The organism is Anaerovibrio sp., assembly GCF_045637405.1.
Taxonomy (GTDB): domain Bacteria; phylum Bacillota; class Negativicutes; order Selenomonadales; family Selenomonadaceae; genus Anaerovibrio.
Genome location: NZ_JAZTZI010000128.1, coordinates 1 through 17,075, shown reverse-complemented (window position 1 = coordinate 17,075; position 17,075 = coordinate 1). Strand labels below are relative to the sequence as shown.

Here is a 17,075-nt window from a genome sequence, read left to right as displayed (position 1 = left end):
AACCGTGTAGTTGGTCTTAAGGACAGCTGGGCCAAGGCCAAGAAGGGCTAAGTAGAACTAGAAGGGGATAAGACTATGGGAAAGATACCAAAGGGATTATCTGATAAGAATATGCTGGATGGTTACGTGGAAGAAGTAACCATGGAAGCACAGTTTATGGCGGCGGAGGCTGCTGAGGACAAAAAGCGCCGTGAAAAGATTTTCGGCACCGCAAAGAATAGTCTTTCCATGTCCGGTCTTGATGACGAAACCCTGGAAAAGTTGGGACGAAAGCTCCTTGAATTAAAAATGGAGCTTTTCCGCGAGGGCATCAAGAATTATACCCTTAAAGTAAAACGCGAGGATTGGGACATCGTTATCACCCCGGTGGTAAAGGGCCAGTCCATGAAGAAAAAATAAATTTTTGTAAAAATATAGAATTAAACGTATGGGGGGCTTCACTGTGGAGAAATACATGCCACAAAAGATTGAAAAGAAATGGCAGAAAAAATGGCTTGAGTCCAATGCTTACAAAACTGAAATGGACCCTAAAAAACCAAAATATTATACTCTGGAGATGTTCCCATATCCATCCGGAAATCTTCACATGGGCCATGTGCGTAACTATTCCATTGGTGATGTACTTGCCCGTTACAAGACCATGGAGGGATTTAATGTTATTCATCCAATGGGCTTTGATGCCTTTGGTATGCCTGCGGAAAATGCGGCTATCAAGCATGGTGTAAAGCCAGCGGACTGGACCTATTCCAATATGGACAACATGAAGCGCCAGCAGCGTGAAATGGGTCTGTCCTATGATTGGGACCGGGAGGTGGCTACCTGCCGTCCTGACTATTATAAGTGGACTCAGTGGCTGTTCCAGCTTTTCTATAAGCGTGGTCTGGCATATAAGAAAAAGGCCTATGTAAATTGGTGCGACACCTGTGGTACTGTATTGGCCAATGAGCAGGTTATTGATGGCCTGTGCTGGCGTTGTGACAATGAAGTAGTAAAGAAGGATCTGTCCCAGTGGTTCTTTAAGATTACCGATTATGCAGATGTGCTGCTGAAGGATCTGGAGCTTTTGAAGGGCTGGCCGGAGCGTGTTAAAATCATGCAGGACAACTGGATTGGCCGTAGCGAGGGTTTGGAGCTGAATTTTGAGGTTCCGGAGCTCAACGAGACCCTGTCTGTATACACAACCCGTCCTGATACCGCTTATGGTATTACCTTTGTGGCGTTGGCTGTTGAGCATCCAATGGTGGAGGCTATCTGCAAGGCCAAGCCGGAAAAGGCTGAAGAAATCCGTGTCTTCGTTAAGAAGGTTCAGAGCCAGTCTGATATAGAACGTACTTCCTCTGAATCCGAGAAGGAGGGCGTAGGCACAGGCGTATACATGATTAACCCATATAATGGCAATAAGGCGGAAATCTGGGTTACCAACTATGTATTGGCTGATTATGGTACTGGTGCAGTTATGGGTGTACCATCTGAGGACCAGCGTGACTGGATGTTTGCCAAGAAATACAATTTGGATATAATTGTTACCCTGCAGCCGAAGGGGGTTGAGCTGAAGGTCGATGAAATGACTGAGGCTTATACCGATAAGGACGGTATCCTCTGCAATTCCGGTGAATTTGATGGTCAGGATATTAAGACTGCCAGCAAGGGAATTATGGACAAGGCAGAAAAAGTGGGTTTCGGTAAGCGTCGCGTAAATTACCGTCTTCGTGACTGGCTGATTTCCCGTCAGCGGTACTGGGGTGCCCCAATTCCTGTTATTTACTGTGATGATTGTGGCGAGCAGCTGGTTCCTGAGGATCAGCTTCCTGTAATGCTGCCAGAAAATGTAAACTTCGAGGCTGGTGCAGTTTCACCACTGGCACAGTGTGAAGAGTTTGTTAATTGCACCTGTCCAAAGTGTGGCAAGCCGGCTAAGCGTGAAACCGATACCATGGATACATTTATTTGTTCCTCCTGGTATTATCTCCGCTACACCGATCCTAAGAATGATAAGAAGCCATTTGATACTGACAAGGTAAACTATTGGGCTCCTGTTGACCAGTACATCGGTGGTATAGAGCATGCTATTCTCCATTTGCTCTATTCCCGTTTCGTAACCAAGGTTCTTCGTGATGAGGGGCTGGTGGACTTTGCAGAGCCATTCAGCAATCTCCTTACCCAGGGTATGGTTCTGAAGGACGGCAGCAAAATGTCAAAATCCAAGGGTAATGTCGTATCCCCAGAGGAAATCATCGGCGAATACGGTGCAGATACTGCCCGCCTGTTTATCATGTTTGCTGCTCCGGTAGACCGTGATTTGGATTGGAGCGATGAAGGCGTAGCAGGCTCCTTCCGCTTCCTGAATCGTGTATGGCGTATTGTCAGCCAGTTTGAGGATAAGATTAAGTCTGCGGCTGATGATTATGATAAGAACGGTTTAACCGATGATGAGAAGGAGCTGCGTCGCGTTCTTCATGTTACCATCAAGAAGGTTACTGAAGACATTCGTGACCGTTTCATGTTCAATACAGCCATCAGTTCTATTATGGAGCTGGTTAACGAGTTCTATAAGTTCCAGAATGATGAAAATGTGAATGCTGGTCTGGTTCGTGAGGTTTCCCTGAATCTCGTTAAGATGCTGGCACCATTTGCCCCACACATGACAGAGGAGTTGTGGTCTGAGCTTATCGGTGAGGACAGCAGTGTTCACGCCCAGAAGTGGCCTGTATGTGATGAGGTTGCCACCGTTAAGTCTGAGGTGGAAATCGTTCTCCAGATTAATGGCAAGGTTCGTGACCGCATTATGATTGCCACCGGCATTAGCCGTGAGGAAATGGAGGAGGCTGCCAAAAACAACAGCCGTGTTCAGGAGCTTACTGAGGGCAAAAATATTGTAAAGATGATTTGCGTTCCTGATAAACTTGTAAACGTAGTTGTAAAGTAATAGGTATTACCTGAAAATATTGATAAATGGGCCCTGCCAAAGATATGTATTTTTGGCAGGGTCACTTGTTTTTATGGAGAATATCCACATAGAAAAGATTTTTAGTATACATGTCCATATAGAGTGGATTTTCCTTGACATAAATGTCTCGTACCACTAGAATATGTTTCTAGGTGGTGTACCACCTGGGTCTAATATTTTTAATATAAGGAGTTTATTTTTTATGGTAACAGCATTTAAGAAATGGCAGAGTATCAGCCTGATTTTACGAATAATCTGTGGTTTGGCTGTAGGTATTGCCCTGGCCCTTACTCTTCCGGATAATGGCGTGGTTCCAATTTTTGGTAACCTGTTTGTTGGTTTATTGAAGGGCATCGCCCCAATATTGGTTTTTGTATTGGTTATCAGTGCGTTGGCCAATGCATCCGGTGATATTGGTGGCAGATTTAGAACGGTGGTATTCCTCTATGTAGTTGGAACTCTTTTGGCTGCGGCAGCAGCGGTTTGCTTTAGCTTTGCCATGCCTGTTGGGATGGTTCTTACTGACGCGGCTACCAATACTCCGCCAGGGGGTATTGGTGAGGTTATCAAGACGATCCTTACCAATATGGTGGCAAATCCTGTTGCAGCATTGATGAATGCCAATTATGTAGGTATTCTCTGTTGGGCGATTATTTTTGGCTTGGGCTTTAAGAAGCTGGCCTCTGAGGGTACCAGAGAGATAGTAGCTGAGTTTGCTGCAGTAGTATCCCGCGCTGTTTCCTGGATTATTCAGTTGGCTCCATTTGGTATTATGGGCTTGGTTTATTCTGCTGTATCGGAAAATGGTATGGCTATTTTCGTGGATTACGGTATGCTGTTGGTGGTTTTGGTAGGGACCATGTTCCTGATGACCTTTATCGTAAATCCATTAATCGTATTCATGTTCCTGCGGAAAAATCCATATTCCCTGAATTGGAAGTGTCTTCGTACTTCTGGTGTAACCGCGTTCTTTACCAGAAGCTCTGCCGCTAATATTCCGGTTAATATGGAGCTGTGCAAGGAATTGGGACTGGATGAGGATTTCTATTCCGTATCCGTTCCGCTTGGAGCTACTATTAATATGGAGGGTGCCGCAATAACAATTACGGTTATGACCTTGGCAGTGGCTCATACCCTCGGTATTCAGGTAGATATTCCAACTGCCATCATTCTTTCTGTTTTGGCTACTGTAGGTGCCTGCGGTGCTTCCGGTGTTGCCGGCGGCTCACTGCTCCTGATTCCTATGGCATGCTCTCTCTTTGGAATTTCCAATGATATTGCTATGCAGGCTGTAGGTGTAGGCTTCATAATTGGCGTAATTCAGGATTCCTGTGAAACGGCTCTTAATTCTTCCACGGATGCTCTCTTTGCAGCAACTGCGGAATTTAAGGAACGCCTTAATCGTGGCGAAGAAGTAAACATGAATTTTTAATAGATAAATTCACCTGAAATTTAATGAGAAAAAAGAAGGATTTTCTATCTTGACGGTAGAAAATCCTTTTTGATTGGAAAAATAATTTCGTTAGCTGGATGCAATTGTGAATGAAATGAAATTCTAAATATATTCGGGAAGAACAGGAGAGGGCATTATGAGTATTACAAGTGCGAATTCTGTGTGGTTGAACAGACCTAAGGCTTTTATTAATCCTCAGGAATTTAAGATTTTTTCCTGTGGGGATGCCACGGTCAGTTATCTGCTGAACCAGTATATGGACGCAGTGATTTACTTTACATATTATGATGATGTTATGCATTTGGAACTGACAAACGACAAATATGAAGAAAATATTCTTCCCCAGGCTTCTCTTGATAGGGTGGGCGTTGAGGGAAAATGGCAGTTTTCCGACGATAAGGAAAAACAAAAATTCAATAGGCTGTTAAAACGTGCTGAGAGGAACAAAAGTTACGAAACGGATGCAATATGGTTCCGCTCATTTTCTCAGTGCTGTGGCTATCAGGAATGCTGTTTAGTCTTTCAGCTTCGTGTGGTTGCCAAGAAGGATAATGAAGTGCTGTACTGCGCTTTATTGTACAATGATACGGAAATGCAGCACTCCTTTAAGAGTATATCCGACAACGAAACAAAATTCCGTATGGCAGCAGAGCAGGCAAATATATATGCATGGGAATACGATATTGTCACTCATGAAATGCGGCCTTGTACTAGATGTATGAGGGACTTGGGATTGCCGCCGGTGGTGGAAAATTATCCTGATCCTGTTTTTGAGAATGGTATTTTCCCACGGGATTACGAGGATATGTACCGTAACTGGCATGAAAGGCTGGCTCAGGGTGAGGCACAGATTGAGGGCGTTATCCCCCTGACGGCTGACAGAATCCCATTTCATGTTCGCTATGTCACGGAATTTGACAAGGATGGAAAGCCTGTAAAGGCCTACGGCTCTGCCACATTAGCAGTTGATAATGAAAAAGAGTCACAGATGCGGGAAATAATTTCATCCCTTACTATGAAATACACTACTGTATTAAAGGTGGATCTGTATTCAGGTGAAACCGAGATACTTAATGTAGGACATGATTCCTCAGTTCAGGTGCAGAATTTGTATTATGAAAACAAGACCTTCAGCTTTGAGGACATAAAAGAGGATTATTTGGAGAATTATGTGTTTGATGCCGATGTCCCTAAAATGCAGGAATTGTTCTCCCTTGATTCCATAAAGAATATTTTGGCCAATGAGCGTGACTTTACCCATAGCTATCGGATTGTTCGGAAACAAAAGACAGTGTACATGCAGTGCCGTCTTTTTAATATGGCTGATAAAAAGAGTGCTATTATTGCCATCCGTAATGTGGATGATGTGATGAAGCTGAAGATGGAGACTGAGGAGAGGCTGAAGCTGGATATTCAGACCTTCAGTGATGATATGGACGTTAATAACGCAGTTATCAATAATATGGGGGATAATATGTCCGATGTAGTATACATTCTGGAGCATATTATTGAAGGCAAGGAATCACTTGGCGCAGAAGATGTAGGCCATCTCCGTATGAATTTCGCCCTTATGGAGGAGCTGGCTCAGGATATTAAGAAGGCCAGCGAGCTAAAGAGTGTGAAGGATAAATCTAAACCTGAAACCTTCGATCTTTACGATATTTACAAATATGTTAAGGCCTTTGCTGAGCCTATAGCCGAAAAGAAAAAAATTGAGCTGTATGCTGATGAGAATATCAGCTCCCTTAAGTATTCAGAGGTGGTGGGGAATATGCTCTATGTGAAGCGCATACTGTTTAACATAGTGCATAATGCGTTGAAATATAGTCCTGAGGGAACGGAAATTCATTGCTCGGCAGAGGCTAAGGCCCATGGTGGCAGGATTAACTGCAAGGTAAAAATATCTGATGAAGGAATCGGAATATCACAGGAGTTCCAGAATAATATGTTTGACGCCTATACCCAGGAAAATCGACAGGTGGATCCTTGGGCGAACGGGCAAGGCTTGGGGCTTTATGTGGCAAAACAGCTGCTGGAAAAAATCGGAGGTACAATAGCAGTATATAGTGCAGTTGATTTGGGAACCATCGTAACCGTAACCATGTCCTTTGATATTGCGTGAGTAATTGGGCAGGAGACAGTAATGCAGTAAGTGGCTGTTTCCTGCTTTTTAGTTATTAATAATAATTTTCTTTAAAAAACAGATTTCTCTATACTGGCAAAATTTGAATAGATGGAGTATAATAACGAGAGTATGTTCTATTATTGTTCGTATATTTCGTGTAAGGGCTGATGAAAAACCGTATGCTTTCATATTGCTTAGGGAGGTAAGGAAATGGCAGAGGTCCCTAAATTAAATAATATAGATTTTGGGGAGGGAACTCCCTTTAAGGTGGTAGCTCCCTTTGAGCCTATGGGTGACCAGAATCAGGCCATTGAGGATTTGGCCGGAGGTATCGAAAATGGTCAGGAGGCTCAGGTGCTGCTGGGTGCTACCGGTACCGGCAAAACCTTTACTATTGCCAAGCTCATTGAAAAGGTACAGAAGCCTACGCTGGTGATTGCCCATAATAAGACACTGGCGGCCCAGCTGGCCAGCGAGTTTAAGACATTCTTTCCCAATAATTATGTGGGATATTTTGTTTCCTACTACGATTATTATCAGCCTGAGGCATATATCGCTTCTACTGATACGTATATAGAGAAGGATGCTTCCATAAATGATGAAATTGATGAGCTGCGCCATTCTGCCACCTGCTCTCTCTTTGAACGGCGGGATGTTATTATTGTGGCCAGTGTGTCCTGTATCTACGGCCTTGGTTCCCCTGAGAGCTATCACGAAATGGTACTTTCCCTTCATAAGGGGCAGGAGATAGATAGAAATGATATTTTGCGCCGTCTGGTGAATATGCAGTATGACCGTAATGATGTGGTGCTGGAGCGTGGTCATTTTCGGGTGCGTGGTGATGTGGTAGAGATTTTTCCTGCCGGATACAATAACCGTGGTGTACGCATTGAGATGTTCGGTGACGAGATTGACCGCATTGTGGAATTTGACGTGCTGACGGGAGAAATTTTTGGAGAGCGCATTCATTCCATGGTTTTCCCGGCCTCCCATTATGTAACGCCAAAGGAAGATCTGGAGATTGCCATGGGCACCATCAGGGCTGAGATGGAGGAGCAGGTCAAGTTTTTCAGGAAGCACGACAAGCTCATTGAGGCCCAGCGCATTGAACAACGCACCAACTATGATTTGGAAATGATTCAGGAAATGGGCTATTGCTCGGGCATCGAGAATTACTCCCGTCACCTGACCCAGCGGGCTCCCGGGGAGGCACCATATACACTGCTGGATTATTTTCCGGAAGATTTTATGATGGTTATTGATGAGTCCCATGTTACCTTGCCACAGCTGAGGGCTATGTACGCCGGTGACCGTTCACGAAAGGAATCCTTGGTGGATAATGGCTTTCGCCTGCCATCTGCCTTTGATAATCGTCCGCTAAGATTTGAGGAATTTGAGCAGCGAATAAATCAGATTGTTTATGTATCTGCAACTCCTGCCAAATATGAGCTGTCCGGGGCTCAGCAGGTGGTACAGCAGATTATACGCCCAACGGGACTCCTTGACCCTGAAGTGGAGGTCCGTCCATTGGAGGGCCAGATTGATGACCTTTTGGGAGAGATAAAGCTCCGAGTAAAGAAGGACCAGCGGGTGCTGGTAACCACCCTTACCAAAAAGATGGCGGAAAATCTCACGGAGTATTTAAAGGAAACCGGTATCAGAGTGAGATATCTTCATTCGGATATTGCCACCTTTGAGAGGGCGGAAATTATCCATGATTTGCGTGCCGGCGAATTTGACGTGCTGGTGGGCATTAACCTTCTCCGCGAAGGTCTGGATATGCCGGAGGTGTCCTTGGTGGCTATTTTGGATGCAGACAAGGAAGGCTTTCTCCGTTCTGATACATCACTGATTCAGACTATTGGTCGAGCTGCCCGTAACGCAGAGGGCAAAGTTATTATGTATGCCGACAGAATCACCGATTCCATGAAGCGTGCCATGGATGAAACGGAACGCCGCCGGGAAATTCAGCAGTCCTATAACAAGGCGCACGGCATTGTACCAAAGACTATTATCAAGCCTGTAAAGGCGTTGATTGAAACAACTCTGGTGGCTGAGACGGCCGCTGCATACAGAACTGATGATGGCAAGAAGAAAAAGAAGCTTACAGCCAAGAACAAGGAAGCTCTCATCAAGACACTTACCAGAGAAATGCAGCAGGCTTCCAGGGCCCTGGAATTTGAAAAGGCGGCAGAGCTCCGTGATATGATTTGGGAGCTGGAAGGAAAAAATAAGTAAATTGTAAGATATAGAAGAGGTTTTAAATGGAAAAATATATCAGAATCAAGGGGGCGAGAGTCCACAATCTGAAAAATATAAACGTAGATATTCCCCGTGACAAAATGGTAGTAGTCACGGGCCTTTCCGGGTCCGGGAAGTCATCCCTGGCCTTTGATACGGTGTATGCCGAGGGACAGCGTCGCTATGTGGAGTCACTGTCATCCTATGCCCGTATGTTCTTGGGGCAGATGGATAAGCCGGATGTGGACTATATTGAGGGGCTTTCCCCGGCTATTTCCATTGACCAGAAAACCACCAGCCGTAATCCCCGCTCTACGGTGGGAACAGTAACGGAAATTTATGATTATATGCGTCTTCTCTTTGCAAGGGCTGGGCGGCCTCATTGTCCAAAGTGTGGCAAGCCGGTAAATCAACAGTCTATTGACCAGATGCTGGCCCAGCTGTTGGAGCTGCCTGAGCGCACCAAGCTGCTGATAATTGCCCAGGTGGTTCGGGGCAAGAAGGGTGAACATAAAAAGCTGCTGGAGCATATCCGCAAGGAGGGCTATATCCGTGTTCGTATTGACGGTGAAATCATGGATGCCAGCGAGGAAATCAATCTGGAGAAAAACAAGAAGCATACCATTGAAGTAGTGGTGGACCGTCTTGTTATCAGAGATGAAATTCGCCAGCGTTTGGCGGAGTCCATGGAGGCAGCATTAAAGCTGGGTGAGGGAGTGGCCTATGTTCAGATCGTGGACGGGGAAATGCTCATGTTCAGCCAGAATTTTGCCTGCATTGACTGTGGTATCAGTCTGCCGGAAATTGCTCCCCGCATGTTTTCCTTCAACAATCCTTTTGGTGCCTGTCCAGCTTGCAGTGGTCTTGGAAGTCATAGTGAGTTTGATATAGACCTGGTAATGCCGGATACTTCCCTTAGCTTGGCGGAGGGCCTTATTGCACCACTTACCAATAATCCTAAATCCTATACCATGTGCCAGAGGGGGTCAGTATGCGAGGCTTATGGAGCTACCCTTGATACACCCTGGGAGGATATGAAGCCGGAGCTTCAGGAGGAACTCCTTTATGGCACCGGGGAAAAGAAATATAGCTTCGGCTATGAGAATATGTTTGGTGTATATAAGATTCATACTGGTCCATTTGAGGGGGTAATGCCTCTGTTGGACCGTCGTTATCGGGAGTCGGATTCGGATGCCATGCGGGAGGATCTGGAAAATTACATGACCATCCATAAGTGTCCTGTATGTAATGGAGCCCGCTTGAAGCCTGAGTCCCTGTCAGTAACTGTGGGGGAAAGGAATATTCAGCAGGTAACGGAAATGACCGTACGGGATTGTGCCACCTTTTTTGACAATTTGGAGCTGACCCAGCGGGAGCAGAAAATTGCAGCTCAGATTTTAAAGGAAATTCATGCCCGTCTGGGATTTTTGATCACAGTTGGTCTTGATTATCTTACCCTTTCCAGAGCAGCGGGAACCCTCTCAGGCGGTGAAGCCCAGCGTATCCGTCTGGCCACCCAGATAGGCTCCGGACTTGTTGGAGTGCTGTATATTCTTGATGAGCCAAGTATCGGCCATCATCAGCGGGACAATGAACGGCTTCTTTCTGCCTTGAAAAATCTTCGGGATTTGGGCAATACCCTTCTTATTGTGGAGCATGACGAGGATACCATGTTTGCGGCGGACCACATTATAGATATTGGCCCGGGAGCCGGGACAAATGGTGGTACAGTGGTGGCCCAGGGTACTGCCAAGGAAATAATGGCGGTGGATGAGTCCGTAACAGGCCAGTATTTAAGCCGTAAAAAGTATATTCCGGTACCACAGGAACGTCGTGAAGGCAATGGCCTTTTTGTGGAAGTCATTGGGGCCAAGGAAAATAATCTGAAAAATCTTTCGGTTAAGTTTCCGTTGGGGACCTTTATAGTGGTTACCGGAGTTTCCGGCTCTGGCAAGAGTACCCTTATAAATGAGATATTGTACAAGGGTATTGCGTCAAAGCTGTACCGCACCAAGGGTAAGCCAGGCCAGTTCAAGGAAATCAAAGGGCTTAAGAATATTGATAAGATTATCAATATAGACCAGTCCCCTATTGGCAGAACACCACGCTCCAATCCAGCCACCTATACTGGGGTCTTTGACATGATAAGGACCTTGTTCAGCCAGACCACAGAGGCAAAGCTGCGGGGCTACAAGCCAGGGCGCTTTAGCTTCAATGTAAAGGGCGGACGCTGCGAGTCCTGTCGTGGTGATGGTATTATAAAGATTGAAATGCACTTCCTGCCAGATGTATATGTGCCTTGCGAGGTGTGCAAGGGGGCCCGTTATAATACGGAAACCTTGGAGGTTAAATATAAGGGCAAATCCATCTCCGATGTGCTGGATATGATAGTGGATGAGGCAGTGGAGTTCTTCAGGAATGTGCCTCGTATTGCCAATAAATTGCAGATAATGCAGGATGTGGGACTGGGCTATGTTAAGCTGGGACAGGCAGCCACCACTCTTTCCGGCGGTGAAGCCCAGCGAGTTAAGCTGGCTACGGAGCTGTCCAAGCGTTCCACCGGTAAAACTATGTATATATTGGATGAGCCGACCACGGGCCTTCATGCAGCGGATATTCATAAGCTGCTGGCTATTCTTCAGCGTTTGGTGGATGGCGGTGACACCGTTGTGGTTATTGAGCATAACCTTGATGTAATAAAATCCGCAGATCATATTATCGACCTTGGACCGGAAGGTGGCGATAAGGGTGGCACTATCGTAGTTGAGGGCACCCCGGAAAAGGTGGCCAAGACCAAGAAGTCCTACACAGGCCGGTTCCTAAAACCATTACTAGAGGAAAAGCACTAAAAATATTATTATGGGACAGAGGCGTTGCCTATAGCACGAAGCTGTTGCTCTAGACAATCGCCTCTGCCCTTGAAATAATGCAGTAAAACGGTCAGGGGCAGATTGGCTGAAGCCAACTGCCTCTGACCTAATATATAATATTACTTTAGAGGTGACGGAATGAATAACACTATAGAGGAAAAGCTGGTGCTTCTGCCACATTCCCCAGGCGTCTACATCATGAAGGACGCCAAGGGCAAAATAATCTATGTGGGCAAGGCCATAAGCCTTAAAAACCGAGTTACCCAGTATTTCCGCCAAAACAGCAGTCATTCTGTCAAGGTGAAATCCATGGTGGCCCGTATCGAGGATTTTGAAACTATACTCACCGGCTCCGAGGTGGAGGCCCTGATTTTGGAGTGCAATCTTATAAAGAAGCATCGTCCCAAATACAACATTAGTCTGAAGGATGACAAAAATTATCCATATTTAAAGGTCACCACCAACGAGGTATTTCCCCGCGTTCACATAACAAGACGGGTGGCACGGGACGGAGCCAAGTATTTCGGCCCCTACACAAATGTGACGGCCCTTCATGAAAGTCTGCGGCTCTTAAAAAAGCTGTTTCCGTTGCGGAGCTGTCGCCGTATGGATTCGGACCGCCCATGTTTGGAGCATCACATTAAACGGTGTCTGGCCCCATGTGCCGGGAAAATATCACCTGAAGAATACAAGCTCATGATAGATGAGGTTTTGCTGTTCCTTGAGGGACGTACGGAGCAGGTGGAGTATAATCTGAAGCACCGAATGAATGAGGCGGCTGACAAGCTGGAATTTGAACGGGCTGCCCGCCTGCGGGATCAGCTGTTGGCAGTGCAGAAGATTTCCGAAAAGCAGCGCATTATTATCGGTGTGGGTGATCAGGATGCCATTGGCATGGCCCGTTCAGGTTTGGGCGTTTGTATGCAGATTTTTTATGTCCGCAGTGGTAAAATGGTAGGCAGGGATTATTTCCTTCTTGATGGCAGTGAGGAAGAAACGGATGAAGCGTTGCTCATAGCCTTTTTGAAGCAGTATTATAATCAGGCCACCTTTATTCCACGGGAAATATTGCTTCCGATGGAAATAGAGGAGCAGGAGCTGTTGGAGCAGTGGCTGGGAGAACAGACCAAATACAAGGTTTCCCTCAATGTGCCAAAGCGGGGTACCAAGCGGGATATTGTGGAAATGGCAATTGGCAATGCGGAAAAGGCTCTGGCTGATGAAAGTGCCCGTTTAAAGCAGGCCAATGCCCAGACTGTGGGGGCTGTACAGGAGCTGGGAAAATATTTGGGATTGGTAAATCCACCAACCCGTATGGAGTGCTTTGATATTTCCCATACCCAGGGCTCGGAAACCGTGGCTTCCATGGTGGTATTCGAGGATGGGGTGCCGAAAAAATCCGATTATCGCCGCTTTAAAATTCAAAGTGCCGAGGGCAAGCCGGATGATTTCAAGTCCATGCGTGAGGTAACTATGCGCCGTTATGGCAAGGCAGATGCGGAAATGCCGGATTTAATTATCATTGATGGCGGTAAAGGCCAGCTAAGTAGTGCCTGTGAGATTATTCGCGGGGCTGGTCATCTTACAGTTCCTGTAGTTGGACTGGCCAAGCGCTTTGAGGAGGTTTACCGCGAAGGGGAATCTGAACCGGTGATACTACCACGAAGCAGTCAGGCCCTCTATCTTATTCAGCGTATCCGTGATGAGGCTCATCGCTTTGCCATTACCTACCATAGAAAGCTCCGCAATAAGCGGAATCTTGTTTCCGTGCTGGACAATGTGGAGGGCATCGGCCCTAAACGGAGAAAAATACTTATGGACCATTTTGGCACCATAGAAAAGATAAAGCAGGCCTCAGTGGAGGAAATGGCCGGTCTTGACGGCATGAATACACCATCAGCAGAGGCCGTGTATAATTTCTTTAAGGCCCGGGAAATTTTAAAGGGATAATCCGGGAGCCTGCCTTAATGATATGCTGATTTTAGAAGGATTGAGAAAAATGATAGATTTACATGTACATTCCACCGTTTCAGACGGTACGTATACCCCAAGGGATATAGTGGATTTGGCCAAGGAAAAGGGGCTGGAGGCAGTGACCCTCACCGACCACGAATCCATTGCGGGAAATGGGGAAGCAGCCGCCGAGGCTAAAAAGCTGGGTGTTAATTTCATAAACGGTATGGAAATGACCGTGGCCTACGAGGATCACAAGCTCCATATTGTTTGTCTGGGCTTTGACGAGGAAAATGCTGAATTTAAACAGCTATATGCCAAGATTCGCCATAATAAGGAAAAGAATATGGACCAGGTGGTGGAATATATTCAAAGCAAGGGCTTGGATATCACCATGGAAAAGGTAAAGAAGCATGCTGCCGTTCATTTGGACCGTTATGCCATTATGCGTACTCTGGTAGCTATGAATCTGCCATGTAAGATTCAGACCCTGTGGGATGAATATCTAAATCCAGGCCTTAAGGCAGCGGGCGTCTATGGTGATATTGCCGCTGAGGAAGCCCTGCCGGTAATCAGAAAAGCAGGTGGCGTAACCTCTTTGGCCCATTACCATAAGGATATTGGCATGAAGGGCTGGTTCTGGGAGAAGAAGGAGGAATCCCTAAAAGAGCTTATGTCCTTCGGACTTGATGGCATGGAGCGGTATTATCCAAATTATTCCCCGGAGGATGCGGAATTTGCAGCCCGTATGATCGAGAAGTACAATATGCTGGCCACCGGCGGCACTGACTTCCATGGAACAAATCGTCGTGGTATCGAACTGGGTACCGGACGTGAAGGCAATATGAATGTGCCCTTTGAATTTTATGAAAAGATAATGGCCAGCATAGGGCGTAAATAAAATACTAAGTTAATAAAAAGTGCAAAGAGTACAAAAACTGCGGTTGATATAAGAAATCATTTTGACCGCAGTTTTTTATTCAGCCACTAAAATCAAAAATTATGTGATAAAGGAAAAATGGGTATTTTGTCTTAAAAAACAATAAATATCGTGAAAAAATATTAGAAAAGAATGAGGAAATAATTATACTCCTATTAGAATCCATCGGTTATATTGTATGCGGTAGTTGATAGTGCTATAATCGTAAACGGCTTGTGGGGTTGCAAGCTAAAATAACATCATGGAGGAATGGTTATGAAATTACGAAGAGTATTGGCAATATTTTGGATGATGTTGCTGATGCTGACGGCAACATCCTACGCGGAGAATACGGAAAATCCGATTATAGCTGACACACAAAACGGTTATTTACGCATGGATGTTCCTTATGTCAAAGAGGTTAAGTTCTACGGGCGCAGTTATATTCGATGTGCCTTTTCTACCCACGAAGAGGAGTATTTGCCTTATGGAATACCTGTGGTAAATGAAATTGGTAAGGACTATGTTTTGTTCGATCCAATTGATGATACGGTAACATATTTCCGTAATCCTATTCACATTGAGAACGTGACAATGTGTAAATACCGTTTTGTAAAAATTTCCGGTAATACACTTATGGTATACGACGCAGTAAAAAACATGTTCCCGAATCTGTGCAATGAGGTAATTGCGGCCAATCGGTCCTTTGATGCTGCACATGGCGATGATTTTAACCAGGCAGAAAGGGCTGTGTATGAAAAAGATTGGGAAAAGGCATACAAGTTTTTAAAGAAGCTCTACGATGACGGCTGTCATGATCATGCTATTATTCGTGATCTGGATAAGGCATGCTGGGAATTGGGGAATTATGATGAAGCCCTGGAGTGGGACACCAAGCGTATTGAAGTTACGCCTAACGCAGGATCATATAACAATAGAGCATGGCATAATTACTTATTGGGAAATTATGAACAGGCCCTTGACGATGCCCAATGGGCAGTAATGAAGGATAAGGAAGATGCCAATTCTTATGATACAAGAGGCTCTATTTATTACGCATTGGGCCAATATGATAAGGCCATGGCGGATTTTAATAAGAGTTTAGAATTAGATGATACGTCGGCTCATACCTATTATTATCGGTCTCTTTGCAATCAGGCATTGGGCAGGAAGAGTGATGCAGACTCTGACTACGGGAAGGCTGAGAAATACGATCCTAATATCATCGATGATATTGGGCGATTCCAACATGAACGTTTGAAGCACGCCAATGCCAAGCAACAACGTCATCAGGACAAGATGAATAAGTACAAGGATGATTTAAAGAAGCTGAATGATGCTATATATGTTACCAATAATTCTTCACAGTTCCCAGCTCAGACTGTATGGGAGAATGATGGCGTCATTATATCTGTTGTTGGTGGCATTAAGCAGAACGAAACTGATGATTTCTATAAGGAAGTAGTACCACAGGATGTACGATCCAAGTATGAAAGTGGCGTATATCAGCAGCAGTATGAACAGCTTGGCTCAGAGGTTAATTTACCTACTGCTATGCCAGGTACCGGCAACGGTCCGCAGCTGGCTTCTGACGGTGCTATTGCCACTGCACCATCCACGTTACCAACTAATAGTTCTGAGGAAATTTATAACTTGAATAATACTGTCCTTAAGTATTACTCAGAGGGACAGCGGTATATCCTTTCCTATGAAGACCCAATGAAGACCTACAATTACCTGAAGGCTAATTATGGCCCAACTACTGTGGATTTCGTTGACCGTCCACATGGTAGATATCTGTTTAAACAGGATTATGGTTATATTTGGGGTGACTTCTCCTTCGATTACGACTATGATACCCATGAATATCTCATTTATGATGGTGCCGGCTTAAAGCAGGCAGTTCGTTATGACGATGCGAATGAGGCTGTTATAGTAAGGGATTTTGTTAATAGTCAGGAAAGTGGCGTATATGAGTACAGTCAGCCATTGGCTGCTTATGTTCTGTATCCACAGAATTACACCATTAAGCCACACATTTTAACCTTGGTACGTAACACTATTTTCAATGGTGACAGTGAAATCGGTGCCCAGTACGAGGTGCAAGATGGTCGAGGGGTAAAATATGAGGTAGCTCTGTATCCTGAAAAGGAAGTAGAAGCGCGTCCAAATCTGCCTGCTATGTGGTATAAGATGACCAACGAGAAGGATCCGAGCGAGTGGACTGCATTTACTTATGACAAGGCCACAAATGTGTTTGCCATGTATGGTAACGATGGAACAACAATACTTAATTACGCCAACCGTTGGTTTACTGATGCCAACCATATAGAAAACCATTTGACTGATACTCCGTTGAATGGTGCCATGGATGGCGTATATGAGCGTACCGGCTCCGGTGGATACTACAGTGATTATAGCAGTATTTTCACCTATATAACCGATGGCTTGTTTAACTTCATGCATTATGTAAAGAAATTCTAAATGATTAATAGGGTGTGGCATTTTTGTCACACTCTATTTTTTGTTTCAAAGTGACTAATCGCCTTATTTAATTGATTATTTCA

The 17,075-nt window shown here is 45.2% G+C and carries 9 protein-coding genes; all 9 read left to right on the top strand.

The window, feature by feature from the left end:
• Window positions 1–75: 75 nt before the first annotated feature.
• The 9 genes from ACKI5G_RS09175 (at window position 76) to ACKI5G_RS09135 (ending at window position 16,992) form a co-directional block, all read left to right on the top strand.
• Entirely contained in the window at window positions 76–399 is a 324-nt protein-coding gene (locus tag ACKI5G_RS09175) for a hypothetical protein (RefSeq protein WP_407399701.1), read from the top strand.
• Between the two features lie 43 nt (window positions 400–442).
• The gene (leuS, locus tag ACKI5G_RS09170; protein WP_407399699.1) at window positions 443–2,926 is read left to right on the top strand and encodes a leucine--tRNA ligase; all 2,484 of its coding nucleotides are present in this window, start codon (window positions 443–445) and stop codon (window positions 2,924–2,926) included.
• A gap of 223 nt (window positions 2,927–3,149) precedes the next feature.
• Window positions 3,150–4,379: a serine/threonine transporter SstT gene (gene sstT / locus ACKI5G_RS09165; protein WP_407399697.1), complete on the top strand. Its 1,230-nt coding sequence runs from the start codon at window positions 3,150–3,152 to the stop codon at window positions 4,377–4,379.
• A gap of 157 nt (window positions 4,380–4,536) precedes the next feature.
• On the top strand, window positions 4,537–6,522 hold the full coding sequence (locus ACKI5G_RS09160) for a sensor histidine kinase (RefSeq protein ID WP_407399695.1): 1,986 nt from the start codon (window positions 4,537–4,539) through the stop codon (window positions 6,520–6,522).
• 213 nt (window positions 6,523–6,735) lie between these two features.
• Window positions 6,736–8,763: an excinuclease ABC subunit UvrB gene (gene uvrB, locus ACKI5G_RS09155; RefSeq protein WP_407399693.1), complete on the top strand. Its 2,028-nt coding sequence runs from the start codon at window positions 6,736–6,738 to the stop codon at window positions 8,761–8,763.
• Window positions 8,764–8,789: 26 nt separating this feature from the next.
• Window positions 8,790–11,615, top strand: a complete 2,826-nt coding sequence (gene uvrA, locus ACKI5G_RS09150) for an excinuclease ABC subunit UvrA (protein WP_407399691.1) — start codon at window positions 8,790–8,792, stop codon at window positions 11,613–11,615.
• Between the two features lie 159 nt (window positions 11,616–11,774).
• Window positions 11,775–13,586: an excinuclease ABC subunit UvrC gene (uvrC, locus tag ACKI5G_RS09145; protein ID WP_407399689.1), complete on the top strand. Its 1,812-nt coding sequence runs from the start codon at window positions 11,775–11,777 to the stop codon at window positions 13,584–13,586.
• A 49-nt stretch (window positions 13,587–13,635) separates the two neighbouring features.
• Complete coding sequence (locus ACKI5G_RS09140) at window positions 13,636–14,490, top strand: PHP domain-containing protein (protein WP_407399687.1); 855 nt, start codon at window positions 13,636–13,638, stop codon at window positions 14,488–14,490.
• A 294-nt stretch (window positions 14,491–14,784) separates the two neighbouring features.
• On the top strand, window positions 14,785–16,992 hold the full coding sequence (locus ACKI5G_RS09135) for a tetratricopeptide repeat protein (protein WP_407399685.1): 2,208 nt from the start codon (window positions 14,785–14,787) through the stop codon (window positions 16,990–16,992).
• The last annotated feature ends 83 nt before the right edge of the window (window positions 16,993–17,075 follow it).